Here is a 16,894-nt window from a genome sequence, read left to right as displayed (position 1 = left end):
GCTCCTCTCATATACAGGATTATTGCGATCTACTTTAGTCGAGTATATTATCCCACTTGCGATAATTTACCACAAATCTCAATATTGTCAATAACTTAAGAATGGTTCAACCCAAGTGATGGCGCGGACTCTTTCGCATAGACCATCTTGTGGTCGGAGTAAGTCCTCTCGCGCCGAAGAACATCCAAAAGCGATGGACTAAGAATCCAGTTGCTGTCTGATCTGATGCAGGGAAGTCACAGGCAGTCAAAAGAGCCGGCGAAGGGACTTGAACCCCCGACAGGCTGATTACAAATCAGCTACTCTACCATCTGAGTTACGCCGGCCCAAACTATTTGCCCAGCTATTATACTTACGCTGTCGGCACTGTCAAGTCGAATCTGAGCACAAATGGTGAAACACCCCTGACAACTATTTGTTGACTCCTGCCGCAAACATTCTTAACTTTTCTGCCGTTGATTGAACGAGAGACAACTCCGGGGAACCATGGGAAAACCTGCCGCAAGAATGGGCGACACGGCGATGACCTGCAACGATCCGACTGACATGCCGGTCGGTACGGTAATCGGTACAGCGGTGACAGTTCTGATCAACAATATGCCTGCTGCCAAGCAGAATGATCAAGTCGTCGGTGTCGACGTTCATATCGTCATGGTACCGACCCCCGGCGGTCCAGTACCTACTCCCCTGCCACATCCATTCATGGGAATGCTCGACAGCGGACTGAGCTCGTCGGTCAAAATCGAGGGCTTGCCAGCGGCAACTGTCGACAGCCAGGCATCGAATACTCCCCCACATATCCCTACACCTCCAGGCACAGCATTTCAGAAACCTCCGACAAACAAGGCGAAGATAATAATCGGCAGCCCAAATGTTTTGATCGGCAATGGCGGCGGGGGCGGCGGCGGTGGAGGCGGCCAGGCAGGCGGCGGGCAGAGCGAGGGCACCTCCGACGAGGCGGAGGTAGAAGAGCAGCATTATCTCGATGTTAATTTCGTTGATGGTGGAGGGCGACCAATCACGGGAGCCAGATATTCTGTGACATCCCCCGATGGCGAGACAACCGAAGGCGCACTTGCAGGCAGAATCAGACAGAGCGGCGTGCAGGAAGGCAGCTATGAAGTCTCGGTCAGAGCCGTAACCAGCGCCACATGGTCAGCCACTACGGCCAGAGTCGGTGAGGCGGTCACCCTGCAGGCTGGGATATCGGGCTTCGAATCGGGTACAGCGGCCGTGTTCCAGATATTCAAGAAGAATGCATCTGCTGCGGATGAGCTTGTGGATGCGGTCGAAGCTGAATCGAGCGGCGACAACGTCGAGGCCGAGTGGACATTTCGTTACAGAGGTAGGACGGGTGATCCGACTCTCGGCAGATCTCGCACGCAGAGCTACGCCTTTCCGCGATTCTACTTCATCGTTGATGTCGGAAGCTGCCGGGCCCGTTCAGGCATGCTCCAGATCAGCGACAGCCTCAAGATAGTGCTGAAAGACGAAAATGGAAATCCGATCGCATCCGAGGCCTATGTGGTGCGTTTCGCAAACGGCGAGGTCCGCAGAGGGACTCTTGACAGTAACGGCGAGGCAATTGAAGCGAACATCCCGCCCGAACAGAGTCGAGTCGAATTCCCCAACTTGTCAGGAGCGAGAAGACTCCCGAGGTAACTGATTCATGTGTCACCAGGAAGTTGAGGCAACGACCGCTGATGTGCTGCTAAGCTTTCAGAAAGTACCCGGCGTCGACGCCGACAGCATTATCAATGGTGGCGATGCCACACTTGAAGGTTCGGATACGCCGGTCAGGCCGCAAGGCAACGGCTACTATGGTCTGCGCATCGCCCAAGGCGGAACCGCTCGATTGACGGTCCTCGGCACAACTTATGTCGTCAAGCAGCTACATGGTGAGATCAATGAACCTGCCCCAGGCGAAGATATCTGTCTGGCAGCCTGGGATACTCTCGGCGATTGCAATGCAAACTCAGGCGTGGGGCACGGCACCATGCAGGCCGGTATACAACGCAGACTGCAGCTTCTCGGTTACTACACGGGCAAAGTCGACGGCACCTTCGGCAAGGCATCGGAAGAAGCCATTCTGAGATTTCAGGCTGATACCGGATTGAGAACAGACGGCATTGCCAGGAATACAACACGAACCAGATTGAACTCGGTTACCGATGATGACAATACGACTGATGACGTCTTCATTATTCGTCGTTCGCTGGTTCGATTCGAAAGGGCACCGTCGAACACTGATGCAACGGTTACATCCGGACGCCCCTGGGGCAGAGCTCCCGAACCGGATGTCAGAGGATTCATAGAAACTAAATGTGCCAATATTGACTTGGAGGGGCCAGTTGTGACGATGGCACGCGAGACGCCGTTTCGTCTCAAGCTGACCAGAGAGTGCCTCGCAAGCAATACGTCACTGATGGCGGAAAGTGAGGACACTGCCCTCGTGGAAGTAGTGTCACCCGACCCTTTGCCGACAGGCAGGGAAATCATACTTCAGCTTCGGACCAAGACTCCCAGCGGAGCGGTTCCGAGAAGCACATCGGTCAAGATCAAATTCAAGCGCGGTCGGGAGCGAATAGAAATTGCTTCGCTTCAGGTGGTTGTGCTTCCCCTGATAGTCAAGACTATTCGCCCCTATTGGTTGACAATAAACGGCTCCGACCACGATACGGGTGGTGTTCATTACACCGGCGCAATGGCGCCAGTCGGGAATCAGGCACTGATCAATGATGCTATCGCCGTTGCGAACGAAATTCTCTGGCCAATCGGAGTCAGATTCAGAACTGCAGCCTGGCGTGAAAAAGCTGTGACACTGTCGCGATCCGGCATCATAACGTGGGGATCGGTAAATGCCGAATATCGCACGATCATGACGACGAATGACTCCGAGGGACACGCCACTGAGGATAATAAACTGAATCTGTATGTAGTGCGAAATATAGAGGGTGCATTCGGAATCACCTACTCGACAAAGCGATATCGAAATTGGCCTCTCGTGGGGATTGCCCTTGCCAGCACGGGTGGAGCCTTCAATTCGACTGCGGTCGAAATCGGTAGGACACTCGCCCATGAACTTGGCCATGCTATGGCGCTCGCAAATGGATTCAGAAATCCGTCGCTTGCGCATTCAGAGGATGATCCCGACTCTGCACACAAGAAGACCGATTTCTGGTCACTCAAGAGACTTATGTACGGTCTCTGGCCTTTTCAGTCGCGAGCGGGTGATCGATGGTGCCATAACGTCGGGTACGGTAATCGGAATAAGGGCGCAGATATCAGTATTAGAGACAATCCAGCGGATCGAACTGACAATGAATGTCATAATGCGCGGAGGCATGCGTCGTCAGCCAGTTTTTACAGGAATCCTTGATTGATAGGCACAGCAGGAACAGGATGAAATTCGTGAGAGTCAGCACTTGGTATCTCTTGGTGCTGACGTTGGTAGTTGCCGTCCACATCGCATGTGGTGGCCGAGATCAGCAAAGAAGCAGAGGGGAACACAAAGTGGAACTCGATAGCCTTAGAAAAGCCGTTCTGGAAGATAGCGATGACGCACTCCTCCAGGCCGAGGAGATCGGTTCACCTGCAATGCCGGTCTTATTGGAGCTGCTTAAGAATGAGAACCCCGAGACCAGAGAGCTTGCTCTCAGTTGCGTGGTGCTCACCGACGATGAGAGTGTCCCGACTGTTCTGGTCGAAGCCCTGTGGGACAAAGATGCTCAAGTCCGCGCGTCGGCTCTGCAGTCCATCCGCTCTCGCATCAGCAGTGCTATCCTGCAGGGTTTGATAGCAAACCTAAGCAACACAGATGCGGTGGTGAGGGGCGGCGTAGCTCGATTGATCGGTAGAATCGATGATGCGAGTGCGATGAAGCCTCTCCGGAAACAACTTGATCAGGAAGACGATGCAAACGTGGGAAAACAGATCAAACTGGCCATGGCCAGGCTTGGCGACGAGGAATTCAAGAATGAATTTGCGTCTCAGATCGATACTCCCCCTCTTGAGGGTCGCTATGATGTCATTCTTGCTCTGGAATACATAAGTGATAAGCGACTCGCTTCACGTCTCCTCCCAGCCCTCGCCGATACTTCAGATGCGTATGACATCGGCCATCCCGAAGCGGACCCGGAGTTCGCCCGTGTATGCGACGCAGCAATCAATCTTATCGCTGTATGGTATGACAGACCCTTCTCGTTCGAAACAGATGAGTTTCTGATATATAGTGAAGGACAAGTTAAAGAGGCGGAACGCTTCATCAGGTCATTAGAGAAGTAACTATGAGTGAGACTATTTTCAAGCTGGACATTCCCCGTGGCTGGGAAGATCAAACCGTTTATCATTTTCGAGGACCGAGCGACGGCGAGACTGCACATCAGGTGACACTTGTGCTGAACAGACAGCTTCAACATCTCGATGTTGCCGACTTCGCGAAGGAGTGGATCGATCCGATAAAATCGACTCTTCAAGGAGTTGATGTTCTCAAAGATGAAGCTATCACTCTCGATCGAGGCAATCAGGCGCACGAATTCGTCTATAGGTGGACACCATCCGGCGGAGTACAAGCTATCCACAAATATGTCTTTGTGATAAAAGACGGAATCGGGTTCACATTTTCCGGTGAGTTTTCGAAGAAGACATTGAAGACTGTCGGCGTCGGAATGATGAAACTGATCGAAGCCCTCGTACCCGGAACGTACGAAATTGCAGAAGTAGACGATGCCTGATCTGACTTTCAACAAAAGCACCGACGAAGAACACGAGATCGAGCTCGATTCGTCGCTGATCTATGCGGTCTGGAAACGGGGCGCGGCTATTGCAGGTCAGACTGCCGGCTTCACGATTGGGACGGCGTTCGTCGGTAACGGCGCTAAGATCAAGATCAAAGGTAAGAGCGAGAATGGCGAGAATCTTGGCAAGATCAGCGCCACAATCAGCAACAACGTTTACGACGGCGAATTCGAGATCCCGGAAGACACCGAAATAGACGATCAGATATACTTCGAGGTCAAGCTTCCAGACAACGGACTGGACGGTGAATCGGACAGAATACCCGTTGTGCCTCCTCCGGAGATTTCGAACATGAGATGGAGTCAGAGCGAGGCTCGCAGAGGCGACACGCTCACACTCTCAGCCGATGTGAGGAATGTTCGCCCCCATACCGAGGTGATGCTTACCATCTATGAATATGATCGCGACAGTGCTCATGACAAGATCACTGAGCTGAGGGCTGAAGTGATCGATGATAAAATCGAACAGGAATGGGAATACGAATATCACGAAGATACTGACGAAATTCCGACAGAAGAAGAGATGCAGGAGTACGGTCGCAATTACAATTCCCCGGAGTACTTCTTCACGATCAAGCTCAATGATATTGAGTATGGGCGGGAGCAAGAATCGGGGTTATTGATCTTCAAGGATTGGATTGAGATCAGAGTTCTCAACTATACCGGAAACGAGAGCTACATTCTCCATCTTGCTGACGGAAGCCAGCGACGAGGTACATTTGGCGGAGATGGCACTGCGAGGGAGGAAGATGTTCCGCCCGGAAGATGCTCCATTGAAGTTGAAAGAGAGAACTGACCAAATGCGCACGGTGTTGTCAGCATGAGTCCACAAGGTACAACCGGAAGACGTCACGATGTAATTTATGCCATTCCCGCAATGATATTATATCCGTCGCTGCTAACCCCGCAGGTAGTCGTGGGCACGCAGAGTCCCCGGGATATTGAATTGCTAATACTCCTAAATGACGGTTATACACTATCCAATGACAACATCGATTATCAGATAAAGATCACCGGAGGCCTTGATCCGGCCAAAAGTTTCTCAGTTAATCCTCTTTCGCAATTGGATGGGTCGGTTGAAATATCTTTCCGCAGTATAGTCTTAGATGAAAATGTCATAGCCACTGACACCAGATTCAAAGGGGTTCTTGACAGCCAATCCCTTCAGATGCTTCGTGACGCGGCGTACACGCAGTTGTACTGCGTCTCCATCAGACACACTAATCTGCTCGCCAACGGTGTTAATAATCTATTCTGGCTCTATCCGCATGATCAGACCTGGCATGAGATAACATCCGCCGGTGCTGCTCCCGCATCCGGACCGGGTGTCGTTCCAACACATACTCTAAATCGCGTCGAACCGGGAAAGATTACATCAAACGAGATTCAGGATGATCAAATAAGAACTGTTCTCCGAAATATGAATGGTCCCAATATAATCGAGGGTGGACAGTACTGCTATAGATTAACTGAAGATGATGTTGACCACACAGAAGCGGATCTGATGAACCCTATTCAGGCCTATCATCCTGTGGTCTATTACGAGCAATGCCCACCATACTTGAACATGGGACATCTGACAGACATTCACCTTGCCGCAAGGCAGACCGTATTGTCCAGATGCGAAGCAAGGGTCATTGAGTATCCATTTGAGACGGTCGCAGCGCAGCCATCCGAAGGCGCACCGCCATCATCTGAGACACCATCGGAGACTCAATCTGATTCTCAGTCTCCCCCCTCTCCCGCCCCGACATATGACATCTATGTCATTGTGAGCGGCGACTGGCTTTCCAAGATTGCCTCACGCTATGGCATGACATGGCAGCAGCTCTGGCACTATGACGGCGGAACAGGTATCCCGAATTCGCAGCGTCTCAGAAGCGGCGATCCCGATCTGATATATCCGGGAGAGGAGATCGTCGTGCCTCCCTCCTCTCCGCCACCACAGACTGAGAATCCTCCGCACCTTCACGTTTCTCCCGAGTCGGTTGCGATTGTTGCACATCCGGGCGGTGCCGACACAGGACCTCAATCGGTCACCATAGTCAATACCGGAGGCGACACACTGAATTGGACTGCAGCTCCAGATGATGACTGGGTAAGCATCAGTCCTGCATCGGGCGTTACTACATCCGACAATCCAAATTCAGCTCTCATTTCCACCAATGCCAGCGGCAGGGAACCAGGCACATATCAGTCTTCGATTACGATCTCATCTGCGGAGGCGAACAACTCGCCACAGCAGGTTCAAGTGACGCTGATTGTCGCTGAGGAAGAAATCCCGCTGGAGGATTCTCCCAAAATAGGTTCTATGATTGGAGTCTCCACGCGCATCATAAAGTCCCTGCTTGACCGCGTAGGAAGTGATCCTGGGATCCACGCGCTCATGCTTACAGGAGATCTCATTGATTTCAACAAAATGCTCTATCCGGACAGGACAAGTAGAACGGTTAAGCAGATTTGGGATCAGGTTGCCCTCGACGATTCATACGAATCAAGATATCAGGATTATGTTGACGCTATCGCCCTATATACGCTCATAGTCTATTTCTACAAGAGATATCAGAAGCCCGTTTACGTTGTCACAGGAAATCACGATGCGTATGCGCTGCCATACGGTATCTCTCCTCGAGTCGCATGGGTCCGTGCCAATCCCGGCATCGCTGCGGATCACAATCTGACCATCTATGAAGCGACACTCGCATTCGGAGAGACTTATGGGGTAGTCAAGGAAATGGGTACGTTCCATTACGAGAAACTTCAGTGGTTCTATACTGTGTTCACTCCTTTCTCTGATTTCGCTTCAGGATTTCCTGACCAAAACCTTGTCGGAATGGCGTGGGGAGATGAGGAAGATGTGCTAGATTTCCCCGGAATAGATCAGGGCTTCGGCCATCTTCCGAGAGCCGATGATCCAGTGACCGACACTCAGCTTGCACTGTTGAACCGCGCAATCGAAGATCAGAAGAAGATCATATTCACAAGCCACTTCACATTTGTCAGCTATCTCGAAAGCATCCCCATGAGCACTGCTGAAGAGGGAGATGTGGAATTCGACACATACTGGGATGCAGACGATCATGATCAGGGGACATTCGAGACCAACAGACAGCCGCTCTATGAAGAACATCTTGTCACTCGCCGCACCATACAGGTCGTATTGACGGGGCATTCGCATCGAAGAGGCTTCTACACCATTAACCGACTAGATTACAGCGGTGACAATTCGGTGAAAACCAGCTACTACGATTTCTCAGATTATCCTGCGCTTAGAGCTACCGGCAGGCGAGTCACTCCCATAGTGATAGTGTCAGACTCCGCAGGGCCGCATCCGAGACTCAACAAGGCAGGCGAGTTCAACGGCGTGGGAAGTGACCACTCGGCAGGTTCGAAGATCTGCTTCGATTCAGCGGGTGATGTCGAGAGGATGGAGCCTGTCAAGGCGGCTACAAAGCCGCGAATAGCGGTAGCAGTTGACTATTATGACATACTTGAAAATAACCCGACAATCGGTCACCATGATCGAGTCCTTGAGACATTCGAATCGGACAAGTTCCTCATCCGCGACGAACATCGCGGGACGGTCGACTACAGATTCAGATTGGTTATTTTCCAGCATGTACGCAATTTAGTGAATTTGGAAGACATTGTGATTTATGTCTATGCCGCCGATGGAGAGTGGAAAAAGATTCAGATGCAATATGACGGCTCAAGCCGATGGATAATACCGCGCGGCAGGGATGCGCAGACGTTCTTCAATTTCGTTGCCGGCAACAACGAGCGATCAATCTTCATGTCGATAAAGTTCAATCAGAGAAGCCCTCTCGTTTCCCATTACGATTTCGACAGCAGGTGGAACTTCGAGATTCAGATAGACTCGGACACCTCTGGCGGAGGGATATTCGGAACTGACACTCACAAAGTGTATACAATCGAAAGAGATGTGGACCGAGCCGAAATACCCGACTATGAGTGGAGAAGGCGATTTGAGAAATACCGTTAAGCCCTTGCGGATATGGCTCGTATTCGTGGTCATGATCAGCCTGGGAGGAGTTTCCTGTATGACGTCCGAATTAAGCGACAAGGAAAAAAGTGATCTCAAAGACATTGAGAAATTCAATGCCGAAGTCGGTCAGTTGGGGTGGCACGTCGAGGATAAGCTGATTGAGGAACTGGACATATCCGGCATCGTGCTTAATCAGTCATCGTTGAAGAACATTGGATTTAAGAATGTCGCGGGCAGGGAAGCCCGGATCACAAATTCGGAGTTCAGAAATGTCAAGTTCGCCTCCGACGACTTCTCGAATTCCCAGTTCACGGATGTCCGTTTTATTGAGTGTGAATTCGGAGGTGTATCTTTTGAACAGAGCACATTCAACAACTGTTCTTTCACAGACTGCCGAAGCGTTAGAGCAAAGCTAAGTGATGCAGCCTTCAGAAAATGCACATTTAGCAATTGCGCCGATGATTCCGGTATATACACCAGGGCAGAGTTCATTAACACCAAGCTAATCAAACCAGATTGGCACAACACAAGTCTCTATCATGCCAGATTCGACTTGACTGAGATCATTGACGGCAAGTTGGAACTCGTTGTATTCGGCAATGCCAAAATCGACGATCTAAAGATTTCTGAGTCGAACATCATGTCAGGCAGCTTCGGTGAAAGCACTATAAAGAAGCTCCTGTTTGAAAAATGCGAAAGCAAGAGCATCTCCTTTGGAAAAGCGAAGATCCAGCAGTTGATCATCCTCGGATGCAGCGGTTTCAATGGCCTCAACATCGTCAACTCTGACTGCCAGCTGCTCACGATCGACAGTTGCGAGAAGATGTCGGAGCCGAAAATCTACATTTCCAAGGTCGATAGCCTCACCCTACGCAACAGCAATCTCGCGTATCTCTATTGCGTAGAGTCAGTTTTCGGATCTGGTGGAGAGATTACCAGCTGCAAGATATCAGGTGCGAACTTCGAGGGAGCACAGATGACTGGCGTGGCGATCAGCGACTGCGAATTCTCTGACTACCTGGTCATTTCAAACGGAACGTTCAGGAGACTCTCTCTGGCTAGGGTGACCTACACTGATGGCATTGAGATAGACAGCGAAACTGTGAATTACATTGAGTCCGATAGATTTGCGCCGAAGTAACGGAAGGCCTGGAATGCCCTATGTTGGGTCATAAAAGCTCTTGACATAGGATTTATATAACGCTATTATCGGTTCGGTCGTCAGACAGACACTTTGAGCGCAGAGATGCATCTACGGGGCTGATACAACTGCGGAATATCGAACTAGAAGCATGGAGTGCTATAGTCTAATATGGATATCGCAAGTTATTCGGCTGATTCCCGGGCGGTAATTCGAGTCGCCCGTGAAGTAGCAGCATCATTCAAGCACCCGGAAATCTACGTCGAACACCTCCTTATCGCGACGATTCGACATGATTCCTCTGAAGTCGAGTCGATACTGAATCAGCTTGGCAAGAGTGTCGCATTCATCGAAGCGATCGCGGAGGAGCACCTGAAAGAGATTCCGAAGAGGTCATCGACCAAAGAGAACCAGACAGTCTCCCCTGCCGTGCAGGATACTTTGACCGATGCTCTGGAAGAGAAAGCTAAGCTGTTCGATCCTCTTGTTGAGCCCGAGCACATTTTCATAGCAGTATTCGATCCGAAGTCGGGCCTCTCCCCTTATGTGCGTGAAAAGGTCGATATCAAGAAAGAAGATATCTATCGAGCAATAGCAGACACCAAGTCTGTTGAGGAGATCGCAACGGCAGGTGCTGCTTTGTCCGGGACAGGCGCCGAGGCGCAAGGTAAGAAAGAAATCGCAGGCACGCTCAAGTATTGTATCGACATGACTAACCAGGCGGCTGCAGGCGAATTCGACCCGATGATCGGCCGCGAAAAGGAGCTTCAGCAGCTGATCCAGATTCTTCTGAGGCGCAGAAAAAATAGCCCCTCACTGGTAGGCGGTGCAGGAGTCGGTAAGAGCGCTATTGTCGAAGGCTTTGCTCAGGCGGTCATCGCTAACGAGGTTCCGAAAGCCCTCCAGAATGTTAAAGTCATGGCTGTCGACATGGGATCGCTCGTTGCGGGTGCGAAGTACAAGGGCGAATTCGAAGAGCGATTCAAGTCATTAGTCAGCGAAGTTGTCAAATCCGGTGGCAAGATTATCCTGTTCATCGATGAAATCCACACGTTGGTAGGTGCTGGTAACGTATCGGGCGGCATGGATGCGGCAAACCTCATCAAGCCGGCCCTCGCGCGCGGCCATATGCGGCTGATCGGTGCTACCACCGAGGAAGAATACACCAAGTACATCGAAAAAGACAAGGCACTCGACAGGAGATTCGAGCGGGTGAAAGTCGAGCAGCCTAATTTCGATGACGCTGTAAGGATAGTTAAGGGCGTGATAGCGAAGTACGAGGACCATCACAAGATATCGTTCACGGATGAGGCTATAACAGGTTCAGTAAGATATGCGATGCGATATCTCAGCGAACGGAACCTCCCTGACATCGCCCTCGACCTCGTTGATGAATCTGCATCAGAGCTTGCGGTCAAAGAAGAGTTCAGCAAAACTCGAGTCGTTGAGATCGAGACCAACATCGCTGAGTTGAAAGGACTAATAGAAGCTTTGGAAGGCAAGAATCCCGACAAGGAGAAAGAGAAATTCGATGAACTTCAGGAGAAGTATGATGACTTCTCCAGAAATTTCGATCGCCTTCAGGAATTCTGGGGACATCGGGTCGAAGCTTCTGAGGGGGTGGAATAATGCCTATAGATGTCACAAACATTGAACTCCTGAAGAAGGATTTCGACGAGAAGGTGAGGAAGTTCGCGCCATTGAAGAAAGTGGCTGAATCCATAGAGCGCACAATTGAGGACGCTGATGTTGCTTCTGTCGTCGCCCGCCGAACCGGCATACCTGTCTCCAAGATGTTGACAGCAGAAAAAGACCGTCTGATCAATATGGAATCATTCCTGTCCAGGAAAATCGTCGGGCAGGAGAAGGCGATTGAAGCTATAGCCAATGCGATTCGCAAGGCAAGGGCTGGACTGAAGCTTGCAAACAGACCAGTCGGGTCGTTCTTGTTTCTCGGACCTACCGGCACCGGCAAGACATATCTGCCAAAGCTGCTTGCGGAGTTTCTCTTCGACGACAAGAACGCAATGGTTAGACTCGACATGTCGGAATTTATGGAGTCGCACTCTGTCGCCAAGCTGATAGGCGCTCCGCCCGGATATGTCGGATATGAGGCTGGAGGTGTTCTGACGGAAGCGGTGCGACGGAAACCGTTCTCTATCGTGCTTTTTGATGAGACCGAGAAAGCTCACCCCGATGTCTTTAACGTTCTGTTGCAGCTTCTTGATGATGGCAGGCTGACAGATGGACAGAATCGAACCGTCGACTTTTCCAACACGATCGTCGTACTAACGTCGAACTATGCCGCAGACAAGATTCTGGATGCTGATAGAGAGGGTCGCGATGTCGATATGGATGAAGTTCGCACTTTCCTTTTCAGCAAATTCAGACCGGAGTTCCTGAACCGTCTCAATGACATCATTATCTATCACACATTCACGCCGGAGCAGGTAGAAGTGATAGCGGGTCTTGAATTCAACAATCTCTGCGGTATGCTATCTGACCAGAATATCGAGGCCACTCTCAGCAAGGAAGCGAAGTCGAAACTGGCGAAGGATGGTTACACATTCGAGCTCGGAGCAAGACCGATCCAGAGAATCATTGAGCGAGATATCGTCAACAGACTGTCAGTTGATATAATAACCGGTAAGATAAAAGCTGGAGATCGTGTTAACATAGGAGTAAAGGACGACAACTACACGTTCACCACTGAGAGAAGTAAATAACAGTTCATTCCTTTCGAACCTGGAGGGATAAATGGCGAAGTTCATTTTGGGAGCGACCGAGAAGATCCAACGGGATGATTCTATCCCGGTCGAACTTCTCCCTTCCAACAAGATGTTGTACGCGGCAAAACTCAACAACAGCGAGGAAGCCGACGTAGCACCGAAGAGATGCAACAACCTCAAAGAAGTCTTTGAGAAATTCCAGCCGTCTTTCTCAGTGGAGATGGAGACTGCCGACGGCGAGCCTGTCAACGGCGACTTTGATATCCGGGCGATGAAAGATTTCACGTCCAAGGAACTCATCGAGAAAAATGAGCATCTCCAGAAAACATATTACAGCAAAGAGATGATGTCCGATCTCGACAAGCAGCTTAAGAAGAACAAATCCCTGCAGAAGATCCTTCAGGACAGTGACAAGAAAGAAGCTCTTCTGAAAGTCATGGCTTACTACATCGATCTTTTGAGCGAATAGAAAGAGGTGAAGATAGATGGGTGAAGAAGAGAAATTGGAACCACAGGCAGAGGCTGCTGAGGCGGCCGCGGCAAAGCCAGCACTCGAAGTCGAGAAAGTATCGGATGAGGAATTTGCGGCGATACTGGGGGATACATTCGGTGATTTCAAGAAGCTGGCAGGACTGCTTCCGTCATTCAAGACCACTGATGGCGATCTCGTTCGGGGCGTAGAATGGCTCGATCCGAAGAAGGACTTTCAGCGCAAAGAATTCCTGACCAAGAAGGACTTCGAAACTCAACGGAAACTTCTCGCCGAGCGCCTGCGAATCTGGATAGACAATTTCGCGAAGGAAGAAAATATCGAGACCATCCGCAAGAGCCTTAATGAGCAGTCTACCAAGCTCGAGGCGAATCTCGAAAAGAATATGAAGAAAGTGCACAGGGAGTCACGCGAACTTGAGACGACCTATCGCGCTATTGACAAGTTCTTCGCAAATGCCCAGCAGGAACCGGACGAGAAGGTCAATGCCTACTTCGCCAATGTCAGCGGAGAGGAACTGGTCGATCCCGATGACAAGGAGAAATTCGAGGAATTGTCGAAAGCTGTCGCCGATCTCTATCGCGAGTGGAGTATCAAAGACTGCTTCTCGATGGCCGTGATCCCCGGTTATCTCGGCAGTGTCGAAAACATTGACACCGTCGCGCGACAGCTCGGTCTCCCGAACAAGCTGCACATCATGACTGACCTCCCCAATCTGGAGAGTGTCGAGGAAGTCATGGACATGCTCGACGATCCAAACTACGCCAACCTTCCCGGAATCGACAACTACAAGCAGTATGTATCGGTGTTCGCGAACTACCTTCTGGCTCGCGAGCAGAACCAGTACGAAGACGAGGACATGTGGATACCACCGTCAGCGTCAGTCGCCGGCAAGATGTACCAGGGTGACACAACAGTCGGCATGCAGCAGCCGATGGCAGGTTTCAAGCATGGGAAGATTGCCGATGCGAAGTATCTGAGGTTCAAGGCGAATCAGCCGGATGCCAGCAAGATAAATGAAAAAGGCGTCAACCCGATGGTCAGCTTTGAAGGCACGGCAGTTTCTATGGGTGCCGCGACACTGTTCAGCAAGGAGACGTTCAACGTCTACTCCATTCGTCGCACATACGATTATGTGTATAAGACTCTGCGCAATTACCTGAACAAACAGACGTTCTCCGTGATCGATCAGAAATTTGTCGACACTATGCGTCGCGACATCGACAAATTTATGAAAGCGATTAGCGGCGGTGACAATATTCTTCAGGATTATCGCGTCGAGATATTTGCTGATGAAGAGATGCGCAAGCGTCAGGAGATCGATATTAAGGTCGCGCTCAATCCGAAATATCCAGCGAGGACATTCAATATCGAGTTCACTGCCTGGAATCAGGATGACCAGACGAGCGTAAAGGATAAGTAAGCCAATGTGAGTCAAGATAGCTTCCTGTCAGGGTAGTTGTTGCTGCCAGGAACAGGATGTTAAGGTTTTGTTGCGAAACATAACACTAATGAATTCTAAGGAGAGAAACTATGGCACGGAGACCGACTCTCGAAATCGACGGCGTCGTCTACAAGAACGTCTATGAGGTCAGCTACAGGCTGTACACAGCCAAGGATGAAACTGGCCGTCCATCAGACCGCGCTCATGCCGGCACAATCAAGGTCAGAAGAGAATCAGACGAGACGTCAGACATTGCTCGTTGGGCAATGGATTCGAGCGCACCAAACTGGAAGGCCGGCAAGGTGACCTTCAAGAATCCAACAGATGCGATGATGAAGGAGCTGACGTGGAACGAGGGGTTCATTACGGAGTACATCGAGATGATCCCTCACGTCAAGAACAGTCCTGATGACCAGATTCACGAGTACTTCGAGATATCTTGTCATGACCTTACGATCGGTGACGCGACGATAGATAACCGCTGGGAAGAATAAGTTTCTTTCGATTATGCCCGGGCAGGAGGACATCCCCTGCCCGGCTGACAATTATCTGAATAAAGGTTCATATGCCTGTACTCGAAACCCCAGCTGACTGCCAAATCAGAATCGCCGGTAACGAAATTCGCCATCTCATATCCGGGGTTGAATTAAACCAATCCATTAATGACCATCACGTACTAAAAGTAACAATCAAGAGAGTCGCTCGTACGGCTGCCACCGCTGACTTTGACGATCCGAGCACATATACAAACTTCCTCGGTCAATCCATCGCAGTAACAATATCTCCGACTGGTGGCACGGTCGACGCCTCCAAGGAACTCGAATTTATTGGAGTTGTCACCGAAGTCAGCCTTGACAACAGCATAGATGGGCTAAACAGAGTGATTGTGACGGCGCACAGCCCGACGATTGCGATGGAAGACTGCAAGCGCAATGCACTGTATCACGAAATCTCAGCAAGCGATATAATCGGTGCATTGGTCAGAGGCTATCCCATAACGGTTGGAAATATGGAATCATCAGCCAGGACCCTGAACTTCGTTGTACAATACCGCGAAACAGACTGGGATTTCATCCAAAGGCTTGCCTGTGTAGATGGCAAGTTCGCTCATTATGATGGCGGAGAGTTCAAACTGATCGAAGCCTCCAGCCGTGAGAATGAAGATCTGATATGGAGGCAGACGCTTGGAGCCTTCGCGCTTGGCGTCGGCACTCAGCAAATGGAATTCAAGTCGACCGTATACAACTATGAGCAGACGAGAAGCTATTCCAATGATTCCTCATCTATCTCAAGGACCGCCGCTCTCTCCGATCTCTCCGACCTCTCCCCCACTGCCTCGGCACAAGTATATGATAGTCCCAGCTTTGTAGAATCCCCTGTGGTTTCGGATTCAAGATCGCTGGATCAGGTTCTCACGACGGCTCGTTCCAGCGCTATGGGCAGGATGATTAATTGCCAGGGACAGTCGATCATGCCGACTGTTGCGGTCGGTCATACCATCACTGTCAGAGAGATGGCTGATCTGATTAACCGACCTTATTGGGTCAAGGGCGTAAAGCATATTTTTGATGAAAGTGGGAAGTACCATAATACATTCATATGCACTCCTCTTGATCTGGCTTTTCCCGGCATGTCCCGAAAGGCTCCCCAAATTACTCAATTACAGCCAGCAATCGTTGTCAACAACCATGACCCGGATATGCTCGGTCGAATAAAGGTGAAGTTTCCCTGGAGCGGTTCCGATGAAACACCTTGGGTGCGTTATGCCACAATGCACGCTGGCTCAGATCGGGGATCCTTCTGGATACCGGAACTCAATGACGAAGTCCTTGTCGGCTTCGAATTCGGCGATCCATCGAGGCCAGTGGTGGTCGGCTCGGTTTACAATTCCGAGGGCGCTCCACATTCGAAAGCGAATAGTGAAGAGAATCTAATCAAGCTGTTCACGACAAAGTCAGGAAACGAGATTATATTCAATGATGAATCGGGCAAGGAGTCTATAGAAATAACGTCGCCTGATGGCGCCAATCAGATAATTCTAACCATGGATGGACCGAGTATAACAATTAAGAGCATAGATGGTGACATTTCGATCGAGGGCAAGAATATAAAGCTGAAAACTGACGAGAAGGTCACTGTCGAGGCAGGAACCGATCTCGAAATGAAATCCAGCGCCAATATGAAGCTTCAGGCTTCGGCTAATTTCGAGAGCAAGGCATCCGGGACCTTCGACGCAGAAGGTGCAATGGTGAATGTTAAGGGCAATCCAATAAAACTGAACTGATGAC

General features: G+C 50.5%; 13 protein-coding genes and 1 tRNA gene. 13 read left to right on the top strand and 1 reads right to left on the bottom strand.

What is annotated here, in order from left to right; all coding sequences use genetic code 11:
- Positions 1-253 precede the first annotated feature (253 nt).
- Positions 254-326, bottom strand: a tRNA-Thr gene (locus KKH67_08910).
- Positions 327-486: 160 nt separating this feature from the next.
- On the opposite strand from KKH67_08910, the gene KKH67_08905 reads away from it, so the two are divergent.
- The 13 genes from KKH67_08905 (at position 487) to KKH67_08845 (ending at position 16,890) form a co-directional block, all read left to right on the top strand.
- Positions 487-1,662 (top strand): hypothetical protein, encoded by a 1,176-nt coding sequence (locus tag KKH67_08905; protein ID MBU1319302.1) that lies wholly within the window; start codon positions 487-489, stop codon positions 1,660-1,662.
- 7 nt (positions 1,663-1,669) lie between these two features.
- Positions 1,670-3,379 (top strand): peptidoglycan-binding protein, encoded by a 1,710-nt coding sequence (locus tag KKH67_08900; protein MBU1319301.1) that lies wholly within the window; start codon positions 1,670-1,672, stop codon positions 3,377-3,379.
- A 23-nt stretch (positions 3,380-3,402) separates the two neighbouring features.
- On the top strand, positions 3,403-4,284 hold the full coding sequence (locus KKH67_08895) for a HEAT repeat domain-containing protein (GenBank protein ID MBU1319300.1): 882 nt from the start codon (positions 3,403-3,405) through the stop codon (positions 4,282-4,284).
- Between the two features lie 2 nt (positions 4,285-4,286).
- Positions 4,287-4,733, top strand: a complete 447-nt coding sequence (locus KKH67_08890; GenBank protein ID MBU1319299.1) for a DUF1795 domain-containing protein — start codon at positions 4,287-4,289, stop codon at positions 4,731-4,733.
- Positions 4,726-5,592, top strand: a complete 867-nt coding sequence (locus tag KKH67_08885) for a hypothetical protein (protein ID MBU1319298.1) — start codon at positions 4,726-4,728, stop codon at positions 5,590-5,592. Before KKH67_08890 ends, KKH67_08885 begins: the two co-directional genes overlap by 8 nt.
- 24 nt (positions 5,593-5,616) lie before the next feature.
- Positions 5,617-8,799, top strand: coding sequence for a metallophosphoesterase (locus KKH67_08880; GenBank protein MBU1319297.1), 3,183 nt, complete (start codon positions 5,617-5,619; stop codon positions 8,797-8,799).
- Between the two features lie 58 nt (positions 8,800-8,857).
- Positions 8,858-9,943 (top strand): pentapeptide repeat-containing protein, encoded by a 1,086-nt coding sequence (locus tag KKH67_08875; protein MBU1319296.1) that lies wholly within the window; start codon positions 8,858-8,860, stop codon positions 9,941-9,943.
- Between the two features lie 171 nt (positions 9,944-10,114).
- On the top strand, positions 10,115-11,572 hold the full coding sequence (locus KKH67_08870) for an ATP-dependent Clp protease ATP-binding subunit (GenBank protein MBU1319295.1): 1,458 nt from the start codon (positions 10,115-10,117) through the stop codon (positions 11,570-11,572).
- Positions 11,572-12,669 (top strand): AAA family ATPase, encoded by a 1,098-nt coding sequence (locus KKH67_08865; GenBank protein ID MBU1319294.1) that lies wholly within the window; start codon positions 11,572-11,574, stop codon positions 12,667-12,669. Before KKH67_08870 ends, KKH67_08865 begins: the two co-directional genes overlap by 1 nt.
- Positions 12,670-12,700: 31 nt before the next feature.
- Positions 12,701-13,141, top strand: coding sequence for a type VI secretion system contractile sheath small subunit (locus KKH67_08860; protein ID MBU1319293.1), 441 nt, complete (start codon positions 12,701-12,703; stop codon positions 13,139-13,141).
- 16 nt (positions 13,142-13,157) lie between these two features.
- Entirely contained in the window at positions 13,158-14,585 is a 1,428-nt protein-coding gene (locus tag KKH67_08855; GenBank protein MBU1319292.1) for a DUF5458 family protein, read from the top strand.
- A 110-nt stretch (positions 14,586-14,695) separates the two neighbouring features.
- The gene (locus KKH67_08850) at positions 14,696-15,100 is read left to right on the top strand and encodes a hypothetical protein (protein MBU1319291.1); all 405 of its coding nucleotides are present in this window, start codon (positions 14,696-14,698) and stop codon (positions 15,098-15,100) included.
- Between the two features lie 71 nt (positions 15,101-15,171).
- Positions 15,172-16,890 (top strand): hypothetical protein, encoded by a 1,719-nt coding sequence (locus KKH67_08845; GenBank protein ID MBU1319290.1) that lies wholly within the window; start codon positions 15,172-15,174, stop codon positions 16,888-16,890.
- Positions 16,891-16,894: the final 4 nt, after the last annotated feature.

The organism is Candidatus Zixiibacteriota bacterium (assembly GCA_018820315.1).
Taxonomy (GTDB): domain Bacteria; phylum Zixibacteria; class MSB-5A5; order JAABVY01; family JAHJOQ01; genus JAHJOQ01.
This window is presented reverse-complemented; position numbering and strand designations above follow the sequence as displayed.

What these genes read in the sequence shown, in the direction of transcription:
- KKH67_08905 (MBU1319302.1), top strand. Translation starts at nt 487, where the DNA reads ATGGGAAAACCTGCCGCAAGAATGGGCGACACGGCGATGACCTGCAAC.
- KKH67_08900 (MBU1319301.1), top strand. Translation starts at nt 1,670, where the DNA reads ATGTGTCACCAGGAAGTTGAGGCAACGACCGCTGATGTGCTGCTAAGC.
- KKH67_08895 (MBU1319300.1), top strand. Translation starts at nt 3,403, where the DNA reads ATGAAATTCGTGAGAGTCAGCACTTGGTATCTCTTGGTGCTGACGTTG.
- KKH67_08890 (MBU1319299.1), top strand. Translation starts at nt 4,287, where the DNA reads ATGAGTGAGACTATTTTCAAGCTGGACATTCCCCGTGGCTGGGAAGAT.
- KKH67_08885 (MBU1319298.1), top strand. Translation starts at nt 4,726, where the DNA reads ATGCCTGATCTGACTTTCAACAAAAGCACCGACGAAGAACACGAGATC.
- KKH67_08880 (MBU1319297.1), top strand. Translation starts at nt 5,617, where the DNA reads ATGAGTCCACAAGGTACAACCGGAAGACGTCACGATGTAATTTATGCC.
- KKH67_08875 (MBU1319296.1), top strand. Translation starts at nt 8,858, where the DNA reads ATGACGTCCGAATTAAGCGACAAGGAAAAAAGTGATCTCAAAGACATT.
- KKH67_08870 (MBU1319295.1), top strand. Translation starts at nt 10,115, where the DNA reads ATGGATATCGCAAGTTATTCGGCTGATTCCCGGGCGGTAATTCGAGTC.
- KKH67_08865 (MBU1319294.1), top strand. Translation starts at nt 11,572, where the DNA reads ATGCCTATAGATGTCACAAACATTGAACTCCTGAAGAAGGATTTCGAC.
- KKH67_08860 (MBU1319293.1), top strand. Translation starts at nt 12,701, where the DNA reads ATGGCGAAGTTCATTTTGGGAGCGACCGAGAAGATCCAACGGGATGAT.
- KKH67_08855 (MBU1319292.1), top strand. Translation starts at nt 13,158, where the DNA reads ATGGGTGAAGAAGAGAAATTGGAACCACAGGCAGAGGCTGCTGAGGCG.
- KKH67_08850 (MBU1319291.1), top strand. Translation starts at nt 14,696, where the DNA reads ATGGCACGGAGACCGACTCTCGAAATCGACGGCGTCGTCTACAAGAAC.
- KKH67_08845 (MBU1319290.1), top strand. Translation starts at nt 15,172, where the DNA reads ATGCCTGTACTCGAAACCCCAGCTGACTGCCAAATCAGAATCGCCGGT.